The 20,733-nt window shown below is 40.5% G+C and carries 18 protein-coding genes and 1 pseudogene; 2 read left to right on the top strand and 17 right to left on the bottom strand.

The window, feature by feature from the left end:
• Nucleotides 1-21 precede the first annotated feature (21 nt).
• Nucleotides 22-444: a hypothetical protein gene (locus M3600_RS12810; RefSeq protein ID WP_251646287.1), complete on the bottom strand. Its 423-nt coding sequence runs from the start codon at nucleotides 442-444 to the stop codon at nucleotides 22-24.
• Nucleotides 445-1,275: 831 nt separating this feature from the next.
• Between M3600_RS12810 and recU the strand changes: the two are divergent.
• Nucleotides 1,276-1,677 (top strand): annotated as a pseudogene (gene recU / locus M3600_RS12805) (Holliday junction resolvase RecU); the annotation flags it as partial.
• 47 nt (nucleotides 1,678-1,724) lie between these two features.
• Complete coding sequence (locus tag M3600_RS12800; RefSeq protein ID WP_237941648.1) at nucleotides 1,725-4,448, top strand: PBP1A family penicillin-binding protein; 2,724 nt, start codon at nucleotides 1,725-1,727, stop codon at nucleotides 4,446-4,448.
• A 38-nt stretch (nucleotides 4,449-4,486) separates the two neighbouring features.
• Here M3600_RS12800 and M3600_RS12795 read toward each other — a convergent pair whose 3' ends face one another.
• From M3600_RS12795 to dapB, 16 genes are all read right to left on the bottom strand, one after another.
• On the bottom strand, nucleotides 4,487-4,999 hold the full coding sequence (locus M3600_RS12795; RefSeq protein ID WP_233313389.1) for a YpoC family protein: 513 nt from the start codon (nucleotides 4,997-4,999) through the stop codon (nucleotides 4,487-4,489).
• Nucleotides 4,996-5,655, bottom strand: a complete 660-nt coding sequence (nth, locus tag M3600_RS12790) for an endonuclease III (RefSeq protein ID WP_237941649.1) — start codon at nucleotides 5,653-5,655, stop codon at nucleotides 4,996-4,998. The genes M3600_RS12795 and nth overlap by 4 nt, the downstream gene beginning before the upstream one ends.
• 149 nt (nucleotides 5,656-5,804) lie before the next feature.
• Nucleotides 5,805-6,503 (bottom strand): DnaD domain-containing protein, encoded by a 699-nt coding sequence (locus M3600_RS12785; protein WP_237941650.1) that lies wholly within the window; start codon nucleotides 6,501-6,503, stop codon nucleotides 5,805-5,807.
• A 157-nt stretch (nucleotides 6,504-6,660) separates the two neighbouring features.
• On the bottom strand, nucleotides 6,661-7,953 hold the full coding sequence (asnS, locus tag M3600_RS12780) for an asparagine--tRNA ligase (protein ID WP_233314722.1): 1,293 nt from the start codon (nucleotides 7,951-7,953) through the stop codon (nucleotides 6,661-6,663).
• A gap of 285 nt (nucleotides 7,954-8,238) precedes the next feature.
• Nucleotides 8,239-9,441, bottom strand: coding sequence for a pyridoxal phosphate-dependent aminotransferase (locus M3600_RS12775; protein ID WP_233313386.1), 1,203 nt, complete (start codon nucleotides 9,439-9,441; stop codon nucleotides 8,239-8,241).
• Between the two features lie 120 nt (nucleotides 9,442-9,561).
• Nucleotides 9,562-10,035 (bottom strand): cell wall elongation regulator TseB-like domain-containing protein, encoded by a 474-nt coding sequence (locus M3600_RS12770; RefSeq protein ID WP_233313385.1) that lies wholly within the window; start codon nucleotides 10,033-10,035, stop codon nucleotides 9,562-9,564.
• 119 nt (nucleotides 10,036-10,154) lie between these two features.
• On the bottom strand, nucleotides 10,155-12,938 hold the full coding sequence (dinG, locus tag M3600_RS12765; RefSeq protein ID WP_237941653.1) for an ATP-dependent DNA helicase DinG: 2,784 nt from the start codon (nucleotides 12,936-12,938) through the stop codon (nucleotides 10,155-10,157).
• Between the two features lie 208 nt (nucleotides 12,939-13,146).
• The gene (gene panD, locus M3600_RS12760; protein WP_251646285.1) at nucleotides 13,147-13,530 is read right to left on the bottom strand and encodes an aspartate 1-decarboxylase; all 384 of its coding nucleotides are present in this window, start codon (nucleotides 13,528-13,530) and stop codon (nucleotides 13,147-13,149) included.
• 31 nt (nucleotides 13,531-13,561) lie between these two features.
• Complete coding sequence (gene panC / locus M3600_RS12755) at nucleotides 13,562-14,407, bottom strand: pantoate--beta-alanine ligase (protein ID WP_251646283.1); 846 nt, start codon at nucleotides 14,405-14,407, stop codon at nucleotides 13,562-13,564.
• Nucleotides 14,404-15,237, bottom strand: a complete 834-nt coding sequence (gene panB / locus M3600_RS12750; RefSeq protein ID WP_251646281.1) for a 3-methyl-2-oxobutanoate hydroxymethyltransferase — start codon at nucleotides 15,235-15,237, stop codon at nucleotides 14,404-14,406. Before panB ends, panC begins: the two co-directional genes overlap by 4 nt.
• Before the next feature lie 244 nt (nucleotides 15,238-15,481).
• The gene (locus M3600_RS12745) at nucleotides 15,482-16,465 is read right to left on the bottom strand and encodes a biotin--[acetyl-CoA-carboxylase] ligase (RefSeq protein ID WP_233313380.1); all 984 of its coding nucleotides are present in this window, start codon (nucleotides 16,463-16,465) and stop codon (nucleotides 15,482-15,484) included.
• On the bottom strand, nucleotides 16,450-17,646 hold the full coding sequence (locus M3600_RS12740; RefSeq protein WP_251646279.1) for a CCA tRNA nucleotidyltransferase: 1,197 nt from the start codon (nucleotides 17,644-17,646) through the stop codon (nucleotides 16,450-16,452). Before M3600_RS12740 ends, M3600_RS12745 begins: the two co-directional genes overlap by 16 nt.
• Entirely contained in the window at nucleotides 17,643-18,785 is a 1,143-nt protein-coding gene (gene bshA / locus M3600_RS12735) for an N-acetyl-alpha-D-glucosaminyl L-malate synthase BshA (RefSeq protein ID WP_233313377.1), read from the bottom strand. The genes M3600_RS12740 and bshA overlap by 4 nt, the downstream gene beginning before the upstream one ends.
• A complete protein-coding gene (bshB1, locus tag M3600_RS12730; RefSeq protein WP_251646277.1) occupies nucleotides 18,782-19,522 on the bottom strand; it encodes a bacillithiol biosynthesis deacetylase BshB1 in 741 nt (246 codons plus the stop codon). The genes bshA and bshB1 overlap by 4 nt, the downstream gene beginning before the upstream one ends.
• Entirely contained in the window at nucleotides 19,491-19,913 is a 423-nt protein-coding gene (mgsA, locus tag M3600_RS12725; protein WP_251646275.1) for a methylglyoxal synthase, read from the bottom strand. The genes bshB1 and mgsA overlap by 32 nt, the downstream gene beginning before the upstream one ends.
• 11 nt (nucleotides 19,914-19,924) lie before the next feature.
• A complete protein-coding gene (gene dapB / locus M3600_RS12720) occupies nucleotides 19,925-20,731 on the bottom strand; it encodes a 4-hydroxy-tetrahydrodipicolinate reductase (protein WP_251646273.1) in 807 nt (268 codons plus the stop codon).
• Between the last annotated feature and the right edge of the window lie 2 nt (nucleotides 20,732-20,733).

Raw genomic sequence — 20,733 nt, 5'->3', positions numbered from 1 at the left:
TAACAGAGCTTTCTTCGACTATTATCTCAAATCAATATTCGGGTAAATATTAGAATAGGTAATAGTATTTTCATTTACTGCTCCTAATACCGGATTTGTGTCCAAAGGAGTAAGTGTGAGTTCAAATTGATTTTTACTTACTGTAAATAATCTAGAATCCGAGGTGTTTTTGGCAAATAAAGTAATAAAATCGTTGGCTGTATTAACATAATAATGAGGGTTATTATCGTATTGCTCAAGATTATTATTGATTTCTTCCCATTTTCTACTTTTTGAGTTCTTATAAAACTGTGGTTTGAGGAAAATTTCTTCGGTAAAGTGACCATCTGGATGAAGAAACCGTCTTGAATGTCTTGTTCGTTTATTACTTAATTCCAATTTTTGAGCAGGTAACTTTCTAGGGATACGGCTAACTGCCGGAATAATATTTTCTATGGGTTGCATTTAAATAGCCTCCTTTTTATTATTTCTCCATAGAATAATAATGAGGGGGAAATAATTACTCCCATAGATATATATAATAAATAAAAAACTAATTATGAGAAGAAATTTATTACAAAAAAATAACAATTATTAATTAATTATCTAAAATTTACCTTTATACATTTCTATATTCCAATTTGCGGGGCAGATGATATTATATTTCATATTTAACTGGAAATAATAAAAATACATCACGAATAACATCAAAGGGGGACTTATTTTATAGTCTCCCAATTTTTTTGTTTAACCCGGCCCCTCATTTATCTGTAAATTCATTTATCTAACCCCCTCTTTTTCCTTAATTTTAACGAAACCCCTGTGTTTAATTATCCGAAAAATTACATTTCGGCTTTCAATAATATGTTATTCCATCATTTTATCATTACCTCTTTCATATAATTATTTAAACGTAATGAAAACTGGACTAGCTAAATAATTAGCACCAAATTATAAAGTAAAAAGGAGTTGTTTTCCGAAATATAAATCAAACTAGGCATTTTTTAAGTAGATTTGGATTACCTATCTCACGCAAATTTAGAGGCTTTAATAAAGAAGTTTCTCTTTATGTTTTTATGTTTCAGAATAAATAGTTCACAAAGAATTAAACAAAAGTAAGTCTCTATATTTTAATTTTTGTTTTTTTAATCCAAATTACATAATTTGATGTAAAATAGTGTCTTAAAATGGTTTATTATTATAAAATAGACTAGCATAGTAAAAATTTACGCCCATATCAAAAGGGCGAAAATCAAATAGTAAGACAAGCACAAGGAACATTGTATTTCGCCCTTTAAAATTCGTGCCTATAAGATAAAAGAGGCTTACTTTAAACAGGCATCTACAACAGACTATAATGGGGTATATAAAGGCAAATACATTGATTTTGAGGCTAAGGAAACAAAGCACGGGACCTCTTTTCCCCTGAATAACTTCCATGACCACCAAATCAAACATATGCGGTCTGTTTGTGACCAAAATGGAATCTGTTTTGTAATTATTCGATTTTCTTCATCAGATGAGATATTCTATTTAGAGGCAGAAAAGCTCTTCATGTATTGGGATAGAATGCTAGATGGAGGAAGAAAGTCCATAACGAAGGAAGAGCTAATAAACACTGCCCATCCGATAGCACTTGGCTTTCAGGCGAGGATTGACTATATTAGAGTAATAGATTATCTTTATAGCTTCGATTAAGCGATATCTTTGTTGTTTGTTTTTGGAAAAGAAAGGTAGGAACTAGTATGACAGATAAATACCAAACGAGAGAGGAGCGGCGCAGGCAGCTCCAATCGGCGAATACTAAAAAAACGAAGGAGAAAAAGCCTAAAGATAAAAAGCAAAAGAACAAAAAAGGCGCCAAGCAGATCTTTAAACGGATTTTCCTTGTGCTGATCAGCCTTGGTATAGTCGGCATTATTGCAGGCGGCATCACATTTGCTGTCATGGTGAAGGATGCTCCGGAGCTTGATGAAAGCGTCTTAAAGGACTCCATCTCTTCAACTATCTATGACAAGGATGATAACCCTATTGAGAAGATTGGGGCTGTTAACAGAGATTATGTCCAATATGAAGATATCCCAGACCTTGTGAAAAATGCGGTTATCGCAACAGAAGACTCCCGATTCTTTGAGCATCATGGAATTGATCCAATCCGTTTAGGCGGTGCGGTTATCGCGAACTTCACCAACGGTTTTGGTTCAGAAGGTGCAAGTACAATCACACAGCAGGTTGTAAAGAACTTCTTCTTCAACCAGCCGCAAAAAACGCTGTCGCGTAAAGCGCAGGAAGCATGGCTTGCCATTCAGCTTGAACGCAAGTATACAAAGCAGGAAATCTTCGAAATGTATGTAAACAAGATTTTCATGTCTGAGAATATGAGCGGAATTAAAACTGCGGCAAAGGTATATTTTGACAAAGAACTAGATGAGCTGACATTGCCAGAAGCAGCGACGCTTGCCGGAATGCCACAGGCACCGAACGCTTATAATCCGTTCAAAAACCCGGACCGTGCTGAACAGCGCCGCAATATCGTCTTGTCGCTGATGAACCAGCATGGATATATATCAGAAGCGGAAATGAAAGAAGCTCAGGCAACACCGCTTGCAGACTCTCTTGTAGCGGAAGATAACAGAGAAACGTCTGATATGAAATACGATCCATACATTAAGCAAGTCATTGCGGAAATTGAAGAAAAATACCCAGATGTCAATGTATATACAGACGGATTGGAAATTCATACAACTTTAGATACGAAAGCTCAAGATTATGTAGATCAGGTGATGTATGAAGGCAATGTCGTTGAATTCCCGGATGAGGAGTTCCAAGCAGGGATTACATTGCTTGATACGAAAACAGGCGGCATTCTCGCACTTGGCGGCGACCGTGATCCTGATGTGAAGCTCGGCTTCAACTATGCAACAGAAAATCCGCGTCAGCCTGGTTCGACTATTAAACCGATCCTAGACTATGGTCCAGCAATAGAATATTTAAAATGGGGCACATATGAAACGATTGAGGATAAACCGACAACGTATAATGATGCTGCCAAAACACCAATCAATAACTTTGATAATAAGTTTCTTGGTTCAATGTCCATCCGTGAGGCGTTGGCAAGATCCAGAAACATCCCGGCATTAGAAGCATTCCGTGCAGCTGGTGCTGATAATGCGAAAGAGTTTGCCAACAACTTGGGTATCCCTCTTAAGAACGCATATGAATCCTATTCAATTGGAGGAATCGGCGGGGAAGATAAAGGGATTACCACACTTCAGCTTGCAGGTGCATACAGTGCATTTGGTAATGAAGGTGTATACAATACCCCTCATGCTGTTCGCTACTTTAAGCTGAATGATGGCACGAAAATCAATATGGAGCCAGAATCTGAAGTGGCCATGCAGGATTACACAGCGTTTATGATTACAGATATGCTGAAAAGTGTTGTTAACTCAGCATATGGCACAGGATCTACTGCTAATATTCCAGGCTTGCCGCTGGCAGGAAAAACTGGTACGACAAACTATTCATCTGATGAGATGCAAAAATATGGAATTCCGGCCGGTGCGTCACCTGATGCCTGGTTCGCAGGATATACAACGAATTACACGATGGCCGTCTGGACTGGATACGCTGAGAGGAAAAATTACTTGCGCTCCAATACTGTCAGCAATGACCAGCGGATTGCCCAGCTGCTATTTAAAAACATCATGCAATATATTTCGCAGGATGTAGAAACAGCTGATTTCAAAATGCCTGACAGCGTGGAAAAAGTCAGCATCGAAAAAGGCACATATCCAGCACGACTTGCGAGCAGCTACACGCCAAGCAGTCAAATCATGACTGAATATGCGGTCAAAGGCAATATCGTCCAGAAAGTATCTGAGAAATACAATAAGCTCGATCCAGCTAAAAATGCTAAAGCTTCCTATGATAAAGACAATGATCAAGTAAATGTGTCTTGGAGCTACGGTGATACAAGTGATGTGAAGTTTGATGTAAGTGTCAGCATTAACGGCGGTGCTTCTGAACAGCTTACAACAACATCTGATACGAGCATTAAGATTGCCAAACCAGATCCTGACAGCACGTATTCATTCACCATTACAGCTAAGAGCGGTGACATGACAAGCGACGCTGTATCAGCATCGGTCAAAATTCCTGCCAAGGTGGAAGAACAGCCTGCAGAGGAAGAAAATGAAACAGTTGACGATGGCCAAACGACCGATGATGAAAATACAGGTGAAGAGGAAACCGACAACAGCAACAATGAAAATGGCAATAACGGTAATGGTAATGGTAACAACAATAATAATGGCAACGGTAATGGTAACAACGGCAATAACTCAGATGAGGAAGCAGATGAAAACGAACCTGACGAAAACGAGCCTGATGAGAATGAGGCGGATGAGTCCACACAGTCAGATGATTCTTCTGCAGACCAATCAGAGCAAAGCGCCACAACGCCATAATAAAAAAATCGTTCTCCTTTTGAAGGGGAACGATTTTTTTATTTGCGTTTAATCATTTTTATCGCAAACTGTTTTTCCAGTTCTTTAAACAGCTCATCCAGCTGGCGGTAGGAATGGTAGCCTCCAGGTCTTGATAAAATAAAGGTAAGCCTCTCTTCTGCATTAAAGGGCTTAACCGACAGCTCGTTTGCAATAAGGCCCTTTTGCAGATGAACAGGACTGTCATTCGTCCAGTACAAACATTCAAGGAAAAGACGGACCCCTGTTTTGACTGTACGTACGGTTACGTCCTTATCTTTTTTTTGAATCGCAGCCTCTATCTCTGTCCTTTTTTCTTTCCAAAGATTAAAAATGGCTGTTATACAAGCTTTTTGCTCGTCAGGATGCCATGGGTAAAGAGTGTTCAGCCCGTGGTAATAAGCTGCCTCATGCATAAAAGGCCGATTTACTTGAAAGCTTTCCGTATCATACACCTCTAGCTTCCCTTCTTTCGGATCAAGAGCAATATGCTTAATTTCCGCAGGAATATCCACTATAACGAGACTTGTCATACAAGGACACCGGCCTTTTTCATTCTTTTTTTGCCTTCTCTGCATTCTGTCAGCAGCGGACAAGCCTCACATTGAGGATTTTGGGCTTTACAATGGTATCTGCCAAAGAATATCATGCGATGATGAGTGACTGACCATTCTTCTTCTGGCACCTTTTTCATCAGCGCTTTCTCTACCTCAAGAACAGAGTCCTTCCAGCGGCAAAAACCAAGCCTTTTACTTACCCTTTCCACATGTGTATCAACAGCAATTGCCGGAATATTATAGGCAACAGACACAACAACATTTGCGGTCTTTCTTCCTACCCCAGGAAGATTAATTAATTCATCCCTGTCTTTCGGCACTTCGCCATTATAGTTCTCCAGTAGCATTTGGCACAGCTTTTGGATATTTTTCGCCTTGTTTCGAAATAGGCCAATAGACCGAATATCATTTTGAAGCTCTTCTAACGGAACACTCAAATAATCTTCTGGCGTTTTATATTTCTGAAACAAGTTTTTCGTAACCTTATTAACTAGTGCATCCGTACATTGTGCAGATAAAGCAACTGCAATGACTAATTCAAACGGATTTGCATGGACAAGCTCGCAATGTGCTTCTGGGAACATTTCGCCCATCACATCAAGACAATGTCTAATCTGATCTTTTTTCAACATGTTCTTCAGCCCTTTTTGCTAGTTTTCGCCAAAGAGATGCTCTTTGGCTCACATGATTTTTCCATTTAATAGTTTGATAGTTCACACAAGAAAAGACTGTCATTCTTATTTTCCTTAAAGAAAAGAGAATTTTAACAGACTCTAAAATGTTACTGTTCCAGCCAATTGTAAAAGGGAACAGACTTTGTTGGTGCTTCTTCCTGCTCCTTGTTGCTGTTTTGAAAAGAACGGAACTTCTTTCCGTGGCTTTTGGCCTGCTGTATTGTCTTAATACCGTTTTTCTTCCACTCAAATAATATTCGGTCAATATAGCGGAAGTTCAGTTTCCCAGAAATAACAGCCTCTTTTAAGGCAGCTTTAATGATGACTGTATCATGGTGATCATCGTCAATCCACATACCTAAAGTCTCAATTTCAAACGGCGAAAGCGGTCTGCCGAACTCTTGTTCAAAGCATGTGTAAAGATCTGTTTCTTTTTTCTGATCGAGCACTGCTTCTTCTTTTTTATCTGCAGCCAAATATTCATCAATCAGCTTTTCCCACAGCGGTTCTACAGAATAACGCTCAAAGCGGATGCCATGATCATTTTCGCCGTCCATAATAGCGATATATCCTCGGCGAATAAGCTGACTTAGCAGTTCATGACATTCCACTGCATCAATAGACATATTTGCTGCAATTTCTGTCGGAGTCGGAAATTCATTTCCTTTATCTAAAAAAGCAAGAACTTGAAGCAAAAGAACTAGTTCCTTTTCATTAAGTTTAAGTGCATGATAATGGGTTAGAAGTGTGGTTGGAATATGGATGTTTCCTTCTTGGAGCCATTTTAGCATAACTGATTTATTCATTGTAACACCTCTAATCTAGTATAGCATACAAAAGGGTACTGCTTGTATCGTGGATATACAGGCAATTGAAGGAAACACAAGTGTCCTTCTAAAAAAACGAAAGGGAGAATGCATGGATCATCTCTAATCGATGCATTCTTCCCTTTTATGTTTATTATTATGGGTACAAACGGTTTAACAATCTTGGGAACGGAATCGTTTCACGGACATGTTCTACACCGCTAATCCATGCTACTGTTCTTTCTAACCCTAAACCAAAACCGGAATGTGGCACAGAACCGTATTTACGAAGCTCTAAATACCATTTATATGTTTCTGCATCCAAGTTATGTTCCTGAACACGTTTTTCAAGCAAGTCCATATCATGAATACGCTCAGAGCCGCCGATAATCTCACCATAGCCTTCAGGTGCAATCAAGTCAGCACATAAAACAACATCGTCCCTGTTAGGGTCTGGCTGCATGTAGAATGGTTTTAGTGATGTTGGGTAATGCGTAATGAAAACAGGCTTATCGTAAGTTTCAGCAATTGCTGTTTCATGAGGTGCCCCAAAGTCATCTCCCCATTGAATATCATCAAAGCCTTTTTCATGCAATAATTTAATTGCATCATCATAGCTGATTCTTGGGAATGGTGCTTTAATTTGTTCAAGCTTGGACACATCTCTTCCCAATGTTTTCAATTCAAGCTGGCAATTTGCCAAAACAGATTGAACGATAAAGGAGACATATTCCTCTTGAACAACTAAGTTGTCTTCGAACTCATAAAAAGCCATTTCCGGCTCAATCATCCAAAACTCAATTAAATGACGGCGTGTTTTAGATTTTTCTGCGCGGAATGTCGGGCCAAATGAGAATACTTTTCCTAATGCCATTGCTGCTGCTTCCATATACAGCTGTCCGCTTTGAGAAAGGTAAGCATCTTCATCGAAATATTTAGTTGCAAATAATTCTGTTGTACCTTCTGGAGCACTGCCTGTCAAAATTGGCGGATCGACTTTCGAGAAGCCATTTTCGTTAAAGAATTGATAGGTCGCACGGATGATTTCATTTCTGATTTTCATAACAGCGTGCTGACGTTTTGAACGAAGCCATAAATGGCGGTTGTCCATTAAGAACTCTGTTCCGTGCTCTTTTGGTGTAATCGGGTAATCTACAGATGTATGGATTACCTCAACGCCAGTAACAAGAAGCTCATAACCGAATGGTGAGCGCTCATCCTTTTGTACCTTTCCAGTAACATAAACAGATGATTCCTGTGTTACAGACTTCGCAGCTTGGAAAACTTCTTCAGCCACATCACTTTTCACCACTACACCTTGCACAAAACCTGTGCCGTCACGCAGCTGTAAAAAGGCGATTTTGCCGCTTGAACGCTTATTAGCAATCCAAGCACCTAGTTTTACTTCTTTATCAACATGTTTCGGTAATTCAGCTATAGTTGATTTAATCACAATATACTCCTCCAAAAACGATAAAATCAAAATGATATGTAATAGCAAACCCAAGGGTTAAATTAAAGCTAAAGCATGAGCATGCTTTAGGAATTTCCGTTAAAAATGCAACATTTCTTTACAAATGCCGAGTCATTTTTACATAGTTTTACTTGCTATCTATCATAACATTATACCCTTCTTGACAATCACAATCAACATAATCGCTGAAAGGATTATTTTGCAGAAAATTCTGTTCGCAGTACAAAAAAAGCGGCAAGTCCAGCCTGCCGCTTCATCGTTTTATACCGTTTCTTTTGCTGCTTTGCTTTCAACAAAGCGATGAATTCTATCCACAGCCTTCTCAAGCAATTCCAATGATGTTGCATAAGATAAGCGAATATAGTTATCAGCACCAAACCCTGATCCTGGGATAACTGCTACTAGCGCTTCTTCCAGCAAAGCAGTTGCGAACTTATCTGCATCTGCGTATCCAGTAAGCTCGACCGCTTTCTCAATATTAGGGAATAAGTAGAATGCGCCATTCGGCTTCAGACAAGTAATCCCAGGGATATCATTCAGTTTCTTATGGATGATATCAAGCCTTTCGCTAAATGCAGCTTTCATCTCTTCCAGAGAGTCTTGCGGCCCCTCATATGCTTCAATCGTTGCATATTGGGAAGGAGTTGTTGGATTGGAAGTGCTGTGGCTCGCAAGGTTTGTCATAGCGGAAATAATTGCTTTATTCCCTGCTGCATAGCCGATGCGCCAGCCTGTCATGCTGTGGGATTTTGACACACCATTGATGACAATAGTCGCTTCCTTCAGCTCTGGAGAAAGAGAAGCAATGGAAACATGCTCATTATCTCCGTATACCAATTTTTCATATATTTCATCTGAAATAATCAGAATATTATGCTCTAGACAAATCTCTCCAAGGGCAAGCAATTCTTCTTTCGAATAAATCATGCCTGTCGGATTGCTTGGCGAATTTATAATCACTGCTTTTGTTCTTGGTGTAATAGCTGATTTCAGCTGTTCAGGAGTAATCTTGAACTCGTTCTCCTCCACTCCATTTACAAAAACCGGCACACCATCAGCAAGCTTTACTTGTTCCGGATAGCTTACCCAATAAGGAATAGGAATGATTACTTCATCCCCTTCATCTAGCAGCACTTGAAATAATGTGTATAAGCCGTGTTTTGCTCCGTTCGTAACAATGATTTGATTAGGCTCATAGCTTAGGCCTTGGTCTCTTTGCAGCTTGTTGATAATCGCTTTTTTCAAAAGCGGCAGGCCAGCTGCCGGCGTGTATTTTGTGTGACCTTCATTCATGCTTTTCACAGCTGCATCGATGATATTTTGAGGAGTGTTGAAATCAGGTTCGCCTGCTCCCAATCCGATGACATCATGTCCCTCTTCCTTCAAGGATTTCGCTTTTGCCGTAATCGCAAGAGTCGTTGATGGGGTTAAAGCACTTACTCTTTTTGCTAATTGAACATTCATTGTTTTTCTCCTCCAAATACCATTCTTTAAAAAATTCAGATATATTCCTGCGAAGCTCTCCGTTAAGAGAGCCCTTTTTTTAGCTTAATGGCGTAATGCTTGCTAAAATTTTGTACACTTCTAAATATTTTCAATATTTCTATGCAATTCTCCTGTTTCATAATCAAAATAAAAATAATTGATTAAATCATCATCTGTGTGGGCGTACACTTCCCAAACAGGAAGACCTTCAAGCATGCCAAGACGGACTGTATCAATGGATGAAAGCTCCCTCTCCGATGATAGTTTATTAATGACTTGCTGTTTTGTCAGCCCATCTTTTTTATTTTTGACCGTCACCGCATGGCTTTTTTCTTCAATCCACACAACGATATCTTCCTTATCCTTATTTTTCCCTTCTACTACGTAGTAACTGTCATTGCCGTTATAGAGAGAAAAATTATCCATGCTGACAAGGCCTGCTTCTTCTTTTGCTATTTTTTCTGCGGTCTCACGAGCCTTGGATACTGGCTGATGAGCTGTTGTATATGTATAGATGACAATTCCGAGTACAACAACTGCCAGGCCGACAAAAGACCAAATCCACTTTTTCATTTCATCACTTCTTTATTTATGTTTTTTATTTTTCATAGAGGCCGGAGTCTTAGCTCCAGCCTCTAGTATAAAGACTGCTTGGATATTTCGTCTATTATTTTAACACAATACAGTATCCATTAAATCCATTCCTTGATAAAAAATTCAATTTCATCTAACTTCTTTCTGATTACGGGCACTTTGGGAATGGACTCTAAAAAGAGCTCTCCATAAGTGGTTGTTATGATTCTTCTGTCCAGGATTACAATAAACCCTTTATCTGTTTCGGTCCTAATCAGCCTGCCGAATCCTTGCTTAAATCTTAAGACTGCTTCTGGTAAGCTGTTTTCCAAAAACGGATTGCCGCCCATAGACTTAATACGTTCATTCTTGGCTTCATTCAACGGCTCATCTGGAGAGGAGAACGGAAGTCTTACAATAATTAAACAGGTCAGATCCTCTCCCGGAATATCAATTCCTTCCCAGAAGCTGTTCGTGCCAAGCAAAATCGCCTTGTCATAGCGCTGAAAATTCCTCGTCAGCCTCATTCTGCTGCCAGTTGTAATTCCTTGAGCCAATATCGCATAATCTGGCAGGCTTCCTCTTGCTTTAATCATTTCATACGTCTTCTTCAGCATCTCATTGGACGTAAATAAAATCAGCATCCGCCCGCTTGTAGCTTCTGCAATGGAAATGATATGTCCTGTTACTGCCTCGATATATTCATCAAGCGGCACATTATTTATATCAGGAACCTCATCTGGTACAATCAGTCTGACTTGCTTATCATACTCAAACGGAGAAGGAATCTGCTTCTCCAAATGCTTAATACTGGAAAGCCCGAGTCCGTTTGCATAGTATTCAAAATGGTTGTTAACCGTCAATGTCGCAGAAGCAAACACGACACTTTTCTTCCGAGCAAAAAGGGTCTGCTGAAGTATTTCCGCTACAGAATGAGGCTGGGCGTAGAGAATAGCCTGATTCGGAAAGTTTTTCCAGTCGACTTCAAGCCAAGCAATGCTGTCTTCCTCCCGTAAAAAAATATGGCGCAGTGTCAGCATGTATTTATCCCATTCATCCATAATTGCCTTTATTCTGTCTGCAGCCATTACTTGGTCTGCACTAAGGGGAGCTGCATCATGTGTGCTGTATAGAGCGTCCACTAATTGTATAATCGCATCTTTACAATCCTTCAGCAAAAAGATGAACCGCTCTGCAACAATCTCTACTTGCTGCCACTGAATGGAATCATCTCTTTTGATGCGGATGCTCGCTTTAGGGCTGTTCGATTTGCCGCCAGTTTTTTTCGCATAGCGGAAGATAGTTCTAAACAGCTCCTCTAGTTCAAGCGGCAAATCGGAAAGCAGTCTGTTCAGCTTCTTTTTATCTGTGTACTCCAAATTCTTCTCTTTTGAATACAGCTTGTAAAAGAGCTGCTTCTGCTCATATGTTCCTATCGATTGAATGCTCATTTTTGTGCCGAAATAAGAGAATTGATGGCCAAAATGTTTCGTGGCATTCTTTTCAAAGTGATGGCCTTCATCAATGACCGCATATTCATAATTCGGAAGCAGCCCTTTGTCACCAGACAAGTCTTGTAACAACAGCGCATGGTTTGTAATGATAATATCCGCTTTTTGCGCTGCATTTCTTGTCCGCCGATAAAAATCCTTCGGTGCCCATTCTTTAGAAAAAGACAGAGAAAAATTACCGTCATTTTTAATTTTATGCCAGTATTTCATACCGCCGCTTGACAGGTTCAGTTCATCCTTATCTCCTGTTTTCGTTTCTGTAAGCCAGATCAGGATTTGCATTTTTGTTAAAATCACATCGTAATTGTCATCCTGCTCTTTAAGGGAAACCTCAAATTTATCTAAACTGATATAATGATTGCGTCCTTTTAGCACCGTATATCCAACAGCAAATGGAAGAATTTCCGCTAAGAGCGGCAAGTCCTTGCGGGTAAGCTGTTCCTGCAACTGTGTAGTAAAAGTGCTAACAACGATTTGTTTGTTTTCTTTTTTCGCAAAAAATGCAGCTGCTATTAAATAAGCAAGTGATTTACCCACACCTGTTCCAGCCTCAATTAAACCGTGAAGATCTGTTTGAAAACAGTGAAGAACATCTGTGATCATTTCCTGCTGCCCTAATCTTGTAACATAGTTAGGCAGCACTTGCGTCATCCTGTTTTCTACTTCATTCCTGTCAAAATCTATGTATTCTTGCTTGCTCTTTGCTGACTTATCCTTTTCATCTGACCGAAGTGCCAATCCTCTGTACAGCTCCAGCCCTTCTCGAATATAGGGCAGCTTACTCTCCTTTTGAATAGCGATATTGTCTAGCAGCTGATCAAGATCGCTTTTTAACGCGCCGCTTAAACCCTCTAATTGTCTAATTGTAGCTAGCGGCAAGCCTTGTATCTTATTCAGCATAATTAATAGAAGCTCTGCCGTTACATAGGCGTCACTATCCGCTTGATGCGGACGATTATGTTCAATATTTTCTTGAATGGCCAAATCTGTCAGCTTATAGCTGTCTGCTGTCGGAAACAGGATTCTAGCCATTTCCACTGTATCAATAATCGGACCATAAAATGCTTCAAACCCAGCCTGCTCTAATTCATCCGATAAAAAAGTCAAATCAAACATGACATTATGTGCAACAAAATAGGCATCCTTTAATAAGGACTGCACCTTTTCAGCTATTTCTTCAAATAACGGGGCAGCTTCGACCATTTCGTCATTAATGCCTGTAAGTTCCTCTATAAATGGTGAAATCGGCTGCAGAGGATTCAACAGGGAGGAATACTCCTCTACTATTTTCCCATCCTCGATCACGACTGCCGCGAACTGAATGATCCGATCTCCTTTTTTAGGTGAATTCCCATTTGTCTCCAAATCGACCACCACATATTTATTCCCCATTGCATCCACCTCTAACTTTCAGTCATTCAAACGGTATCATAAAATGGAGAAAAGGAAAAGAATTTACTTCATTATAATTGCCCGTTTAGCCGTTGGATTTTGCTGCAATGCACTAAGACGATGGCAGCAAAAAAGGCCTTTTGTTCCTCTTCTCGCGCATTACTAGCTTTTACATAATGCAAGAATTATAACAAAAAGCCTTTTAAGTTTAAATAATTGTCTTTTCCGGTTCCTGTCTCAACAATTCAACAATTCGGTTGTTCTCGCCCATAATCGCGACCTTCGGCTTATGGCTGTGAGCTTGTTCATCGCTCATTAACGCATAAGAAATAATTATTACCGTGTCCCCAACTTGCACCAATCTTGCTGCGGCTCCGTTCAAGCATATTGTTCCGCTCTCTCTTTGTCCGGGAATGATATATGTTTCCAAACGTGCGCCATTATTATTATTAACAATCTGCACCTTTTCGTTTGCAAGCATACCGACCGCATCCATTATATCCTCATCTATTGTGATGCTTCCAACATAGTTCAAATTAGCTTCCGTGACAGTCGCTCTATGAATTTTTCCATTCATCATCGTTCGAAACATGTGTTTTGCTCCTTTTGCCCTATTTTTCTGTTTATAACTCAAAGATGATATTATCGATTAATCTGGCACTTGGGAAACGGACGGCTATTGCGATAATGAAAGTTCCCTCCCATACAGATGGTGCCTCGAGTTCAGGATAGGTGAGAATTTCCAAATAATCGACTTTCCCGCTCGTCTCTTTTTCAATGCGTTCCTGCAATTTGATGACTAACTGTTTTAGATGATGATTCCCTTTAATCAGTTCTTCTCTTGCGATTGAAAGAGTCTGATAAAGAATGCCTGCTTCTTTTCTTTCCACAGGAGAAAGCTTCACATTTCGTGAGCTTTTCGCCAATCCATCCTCTTCTCTGACTGTTTGAACAGCATGCAGCTTAACTGGAAAATGAAAATCTTCAATAAGTCCGGCAACGACAGCGACTTGCTGGGCATCCTTTTTGCCGAAATAAACATTATCAGGCTGAATTAACTGAAACAGTTTTGTTAAAACAGTCGCAACACCGTCAAAGTGTCCTGGCCTGCTGCTGCCGCACAGTATATCTGCCCTTTTTTGGACATGGACAGTAACGGAAGGTGTGTGTGGATACATCTCTTCTGTCGTTGGAAGAAATAAATAATCAACCCCTTCTTCTTCAGCTGCCTTCTTATCCTGTTCAATCGCTCTTGGATAAGAATCCAAGTCTTCATTCGGTCCGAATTGAAGCGGATTAACAAACACGCTCAAAACAACCACTTCATTTTCATCTCTTGCTTCTTGAAGGAGGGCACGATGACCTTCATGCAAATAGCCCATCGTCGGCACAAATCCAATTGTTTTTTGTTGTTTTTTTAATTGCAGTGCCAATTGCTGCATCTCTGTTTTTGAATGAATAACTTTCATCGTTTCCCTCCATACAGTCCTTCTAATACGTCTTCGTTCATCGTATAGCTGTGCTTTGTTTCCGGGAATGCCGAAGCTTTCACTTCTTTCACATATTGCTGAAGCGCATGAAGAATCGGTTCATCTACATTTGTGTACTGCTTGACGAATTTAGCGACTCTGTCCACTCCATATGAAATGATGTCATGATAAACGAGCACTTGCCCGTCTGTATCTCGACCAGCTCCAATTCCGACAACTGGAATCGTCAACCTTTCTGCTGCTTCCTTCGCCAGCTGCATGGGGATACATTCTAAAACGATGGAAAAAGCCCCAGCTTCCTCGCATTTTTTTACATCCTCAAGCAGTTGCATAGCATCTTCCATGCTTTTCCCTTGCACTTTATAACCGCCTAATACACCTACAGACTGAGGTGTTAACCCAAGATGGGCCATCACAGGAATACCGGCATTTGTGAGTAAACGTATTTTGTCGATCACATCATTTGCTCCTTCGATCTTGACGGCATTTGCTCCTGTTTCCTGAATCAGTCTTGTGGCATTAATTAATGTGTCACGGTCTGACAAATGATAGCTCATAAACGGCATATCAATCACGATAAATGTATCTTTAGCTCCCCGTCTCACTGCTTTGCCATGGTGAATCATATCCTCCATTGTGACAGAAACAGTAGATTCATAACCGAGGACTACCATTCCGACAGAATCACCGACTAGCAGCATATCAGCACCTGCCTTGGCCGCCTGCTTGGCAGATGGATAATCATAGGCTGTTACCATGCTGATTTTTTCGGCATTTTTCATTTTGATAAAATCACTTGTTGTTTTCAATACTTTTCCTCCTTTTTAGGGAGAGGGGGATATAAATAAGCAGAAAAATCCCTCTATACAAATATAGAAGGATACGTTTACTAGTTTGTTTTTTTATCCCTCTGTCCTTGTCCTCTTTGTTGGATCTAGGCAGATACATCATTTAAATGTACTACAATTACTTACCTTTTAGGTGCAGTTCAAATAGATACTGCCCAGCAATAGCATTATAGCAGACCTCTTATATGTCTTACTACAAAAAAGTTTATGATTCAATTAAGATATCGGCTGAATATATGGTATGAACTTTGCCTTCATCATCTTCAAGGAGCAGAACGCCTTGATCTGTTATTCCTTTGGCGATTCCTTCTAAAGTACCGTTCAAGGTTGTTGCTTTCACTCGCTTCCCGATACTGACTGCATAGCTTTCCCAGAGAAGTTTAATTGGATAAAATCCGTTTTCCAAATAGAGAGCATACAATCTTTCAAGCTCCAGCAAAATACTTTGGACAATTGTGGCCCTGTCCCATTCCTTACCCGTTTCAATAAACAAGGAAGTCGCTGTTTCTAAAAGGTCCTCCGGATAATCTGCTGCCTCCAAATTTACATTAATGCCTATTCCGATAATTAAGGAATGGATGCGGTCACTGTCCGCCTGTAATTCTGTCAGTATACCACTCACTTTTTTTCCATTAATCAGCAAATCGTTCGGCCATTTTATCCCTGGCTCACAGCCAGTTGCCTGTTCAATCCCCTTCACGGCAGCAACAGCCATAAGCAGGGTCAGCTGTGGTGTTTGCATAATTGGAACTTTCGGTCTTAAGATGATGCTCATCCAAATTCCTTTATATTTAGGAGAGTGCCAGGAGCGTTCAAACCTTCCTCTGCCGCCCAGCTGCTCTTCCGCAATAACAATCGTCCCTTCTTCTGCACCATCATATGCCAGCCTTTGGGCAATTCTTTGTGTTGAATCCACTGATTCTTCATAATGAATATTTCTTCCAAGCTGCTTTGTTTCCAAACCAAACCTGATCTCATCTGGTATTATTTTATGAGGTACTTCTAAAATTCGATAGCCTTTTTTACGAATAGCTTCCAATACAAAGCCATCCTTTCGGAGCTCTTCAATATGCTTCCAGATAGCTGTCCGCGAACAGCCCAGAACTTCGGCTAGCTCTTGACCTGATAAATATTCATCAGGCCTATCTGCGAAGGCTTGCAAGAGCTTTGTTCTTAAATCATTTCCCACTGCTTAAGCCACTCCTTTATTGCCTTACTATCATTAGCCAGTCTATTTTCCACAACAGCGGTTTCCACATTGGCAATCGTGTCTTTCATCCAAGGACCAGGAGGCTTTCCGCTCCATTCCATCAGGTCGCGGCCGCCGATTTGCAGTTCTTCCCTGCTTTTAATCGAAAGCTTGCTGTAAGCATCTTGTACACCAATTACATCCTCGGTTTTGCCGGTAAGCACACTAAACACCTTTTCTCCACTTACAGCAATATTTAAGCCGAAAATATAAAGATTCATGCTTGTCCACTGGTGATTTTCTTGTCTCTCTATCACACTTTTTATGATAGCTTGAACCGTTTTAATACGCTTGACTGGCAGCTTCCATTTGCGCAGGAACCTGTCTGCCTCCTGATGTGAGATTTCGCACGTTATTAGCAGGAGAGACCACATCTCATTGATGTCCAAATCCCAAACGGAAAGTGCAGACAGCAAGCTTAAACCATCCTTATAGGATTTAAGCATAGGCAGATGCTCATACAGCTTTGTCTCCATCATAAGCTTAAGCGCTTCGTTTCTTGCTTCGCCAAGCAGTAATTTTTCAAACTCCGCTGTAATTCTTTCTACGGCAATCTTTTCAAGCAGCTGTCTGTTGACCTCGACTGATAAACGAGTCTGCTCCTCTAACTGAAATCCAAGGGTGCTGACAAATCGAACTGCCCGCATCATCCGCAGGGCATCTTCAGCAAACCGCTCATTTGCAGACCCTACCGTTACGATACGTTTGTTAGCCAAATCGGTTTTCCCGTCAAAATAGTCTATGATATGGCCTTGTTTATCCATCGCCAAGCTGTTCATCGTAAAATCACGTCTTTGTAAATCATCACGAAGATTACGGACAAAGGCTACGTCTTTCGGTCTTCTGAAGTCTTCATATTCACTTTCTGTCCGAAATGTTGTCACTTCATAAGTCTCGTTATTGTAAAGTACCATAACGGTTCCATGCTCGATGCCAATATCTACTGTTGCTTTAAAAATTGACTTAACTTCCTCCGGCGTAGCAGAAGTCGCAATATCAATATCATGAATCGGCTTATTCAGCAAATAATCCCTTACTGCGCCTCCTACAAAATAGGCAGCAAAGCCTGCTGCCTCTATCTCTTCAATAATTGGAATTGCAGCTGCAAACGGTTGGTTCATATGTATTCTCCAGTTAAAATTAAATCTTCATAGATTTTCTCATACTGGCTAACAATTGTTTCTCCACGGAAATGATCCATCACTCTTGCGACAGAATTGGCAGCAAACTGCTGATGCCTTTTCTGATCAAGAAGAAGGGCTACAGACTTTTCGGCAATTTCTGCTATATTGCCAAGCTCACAGATTAGACCTGTTTCCCCATCGACAATTACTTCAGGGATGCCACCGATATTCGTGCCGACACATGGAACACCGCAAGCCATCGCTTCGAGAGCAACTAGCCCAAAGCTTTCTTTTTCTGATAACAAGAGCATTAAATCACTGATACTATACAGCTCTTCCAGGTTTTCCTGCTTCCCTAAAAGCCGGACTTTAGCTTTTATGCCAAGCTCATCAACAAGCTTGCATACATTTGCCATCTCAGGACCATCTCCAACTAACAGCAAGGTTGCAGACGTTTTATCTGAAATCCCTTTAAAAGCTTTCACAACATCAGTTACTCGTTTTACTGCCCGGAAATTCGACACATGAATGATAACCTTATCATCAGGACTAATCGCAAACTCCTTCTTCAGATGAGTGGAATCAATCTTGCGGTACACACGCTCATCTATGAAGTTATAGACTGTTTTTATATCTTTTTTAGGATTAATCAGATCATATGTCTGACTTACAAGCGACTGAGATACTGCTGTGACGACATCTGATTTTTCAATGCCAAAGCGAATGCTGTCAGCTAAAGAAGAATCATAGCCTAAAACGGTTATATCTGTACCATGCAAAGTTGTGACAATTTTAACATCTCTTCCACTCATTTGCTTTGCCAAAATGGCGCATACGGCGTGAGGTATAGCATAATGGACGTGAAGAAGATCCAGCTCTTCCCGGTTTATCACTTCTGCCATTTTGCTGCTTAATGCAATATCGTATGGCGGATATTGGAAAACGGAATATTGACTTACTTCTACTTGATGAAAAAATATATTATGGTACATTTTATTTAAACGGAAGGGCATGCTTGATGAAATAAAGTGTATTTCATGTCCTTTTTCTGCAAGCATCTTTCCAAGCTCTGTAGCTATTACACCAGATCCCCCGACAGTCGGGTAACATGTTATTCCTATTTTCAGCTTTTTCATACCGTACCACCCAACAAATCATTATGTATTAATAAAGGCTTCTTCGTCTTGAACCCTTCAGCAAACTTCAGCCCGACTTCTTTACCAAAAAGGCGCTCTCTTGCTTCCACAGTTTCTATGTATCCGTTGACAAGAGGTGTATCCACACTTCCTGCAGATTTTGTAAATTGGCTTGCATAGCAGTTCAAGCTTTGTTTTTTTACTTCCATAAAGTCGCTTACGTCTGTTACAAAGTCCGGTTTATGAAAACCGTTAATCATATAGAAATAAACATTACTTGTCTTATGCGGCTCTGTACCCTTCACTTTGTAATTTCGGATGCCGGCAGAAAAAACAGCCTCTTCCACTAATTTTGAACAATTGCCATGATCAGGATGTCTATCCTCCCAGTACGGAGCAAAGACGATTTTTGGTTTCACAAGCCTGATCAGCTCCACGATTGCTTCCATATTCTCATCCACATTCCAAAGGCCTCTGTCCTTTAACGAAAGGGTAAACCGGCCATGTATGCCAAGGACCTTTCCTGCAGCAAGTGCTTCTGCCTTTCTTGTTTCAACCGTACCATTTGATGATAATTCACTGCTTGTTAAGTCACAGATGATTATTTTTTTGCCCATCTGAGCATATTTGGCAATGGTAGCACCCATGCCGATTTCCACATCGTCAGCATGGGCGCCTATTGCTAATATATCAATTTCGTCTGTGCTAAATGTCTGTAATTTTGTCTGTATTTCCATGTACAATATTTCTCCAATCTATATCCCCCTGCTCTAAGCCTCTGATCAGTACTTCTCCTGTACCCATATTGGTTGCCAACGGGACAGAATAAACATCACAAAGACGAAGAAGCGCTGTTACATCAGGCTCATGGGGCTGTGCAGTCAATGGATCGCGGAAGAAGAATACCATATCCATCTTATTATTGGCGATATAAGCACCGATTTCCTGGTCTCCTCCTAATGGCCCTGAACAAAAGCGATGTACTTCCAAGCCTGTTGCTTCTTGTATCTTTGAACCAGTAGTGCCTGTTGCGAACAGGGAATGCTTCTCAAAAATCTTTTTATAAGCTACAACAAAGCGAATCATATCATCTTTCTTCTTATCATGAGCTATTAATGCGATATTCATTAATTACACCTCTACTCCATAATATTTTCTAATCCATATATTAAAACATTAGCCTTTAACACTTCATCAACGGCAAATCTCACACCAGACATAAAGGAGGTGCGATTGTATGAATCATGCTTCAAAGTCAGCGTCTCTCCCTCTGCTCCAAACATAACCTGCTGATGGGCGATCAAGCCTGGCAGCCTAATGGAATGAATTCTCATGCCGTCAAAGTCTGCTCCTCTTGCCCCAGGGATTGTTTCCTTCTCTTCTGGATGTCCTTGTTTTTTCGGCTTTCTTACTTCTGCAATCAGTTCTGCTGTTTTAACTGCCGTGCCACTTGGTGCATCCAGCTTGCGGTCATGATGCAATTCCATGATTTCCACATCATCGAAATACTTAGCAGCAAGCTTAGAGAATTTCATCATCAATACGGCACCCAACGCAAAATTAGGCGCAATGATGCAGCCCCTGTCCATCTCTTCACATAATGCCTCAAGCTCTTTCAAATTCTCACTTGTAAAGCCTGTTGTCCCTACAACTGGTCTTACGCCGTATTGAAGCGCTGTTTTGGCATGGAACATTCCGAATTCAGGTGTTGTTAAATCAATTAACACATCCGGTTTGACGTCCTGCAGACATTTTTCAACATCTGTATATATCGGTACATCATAGGAAGGAGAGCTGAAATCATCAAGTTCACTTAATCTTTTCCCCTCATGCTTATGATCCAAAACGCCGACAAGTTCAAAGTGATCAGTACGTCCTGTCAGATAAACTGCTTCCTTTCCCATTCTCCCTCTTGGTCCTGCGATTACAATTTTTACTTTTTCCACTG

It is taken from the genome of Niallia sp. MER 6 (assembly GCF_023714395.1).
Classification (GTDB): domain Bacteria; phylum Bacillota; class Bacilli; order Bacillales; family Cytobacillaceae; genus Niallia.
The sequence above is the reverse complement of the archived record's forward strand: the minus strand, read 5'-3'. Positions and strand labels throughout refer to the sequence as shown.

Coding starts and splice junctions, on each gene's coding strand:
- M3600_RS12810 (WP_251646287.1), bottom strand. CDS start 444: ATGCAACCCATAGAAAATATTATTCCGGCAGTTAGCCGTATCCCTAGA.
- M3600_RS12800 (WP_237941648.1), top strand. CDS start 1,725: ATGACAGATAAATACCAAACGAGAGAGGAGCGGCGCAGGCAGCTCCAA.
- M3600_RS12795 (WP_233313389.1), bottom strand. CDS start 4,999: ATGACAAGTCTCGTTATAGTGGATATTCCTGCGGAAATTAAGCATATT.
- nth (WP_237941649.1), bottom strand. CDS start 5,655: ATGTTGAAAAAAGATCAGATTAGACATTGTCTTGATGTGATGGGCGAA.
- M3600_RS12785 (WP_237941650.1), bottom strand. CDS start 6,503: ATGAATAAATCAGTTATGCTAAAATGGCTCCAAGAAGGAAACATCCAT.
- M3600_RS12775 (WP_233313386.1), bottom strand. CDS start 9,441: ATGAATGTTCAATTAGCAAAAAGAGTAAGTGCTTTAACCCCATCAACG.
- M3600_RS12770 (WP_233313385.1), bottom strand. CDS start 10,035: ATGAAAAAGTGGATTTGGTCTTTTGTCGGCCTGGCAGTTGTTGTACTC.
- dinG (WP_237941653.1), bottom strand. CDS start 12,938: ATGGGGAATAAATATGTGGTGGTCGATTTGGAGACAAATGGGAATTCA.
- panD (WP_251646285.1), bottom strand. CDS start 13,530: ATGTTTCGAACGATGATGAATGGAAAAATTCATAGAGCGACTGTCACG.
- panC (WP_251646283.1), bottom strand. CDS start 14,407: ATGAAAGTTATTCATTCAAAAACAGAGATGCAGCAATTGGCACTGCAA.
- M3600_RS12740 (WP_251646279.1), bottom strand. CDS start 17,646: ATGAACCAACCGTTTGCAGCTGCAATTCCAATTATTGAAGAGATAGAG.
- bshA (WP_233313377.1), bottom strand. CDS start 18,785: ATGAAAAAGCTGAAAATAGGAATAACATGTTACCCGACTGTCGGGGGA.
- bshB1 (WP_251646277.1), bottom strand. CDS start 19,522: ATGGAAATACAGACAAAATTACAGACATTTAGCACAGACGAAATTGAT.
- mgsA (WP_251646275.1), bottom strand. CDS start 19,913: ATGAATATCGCATTAATAGCTCATGATAAGAAGAAAGATGATATGATT.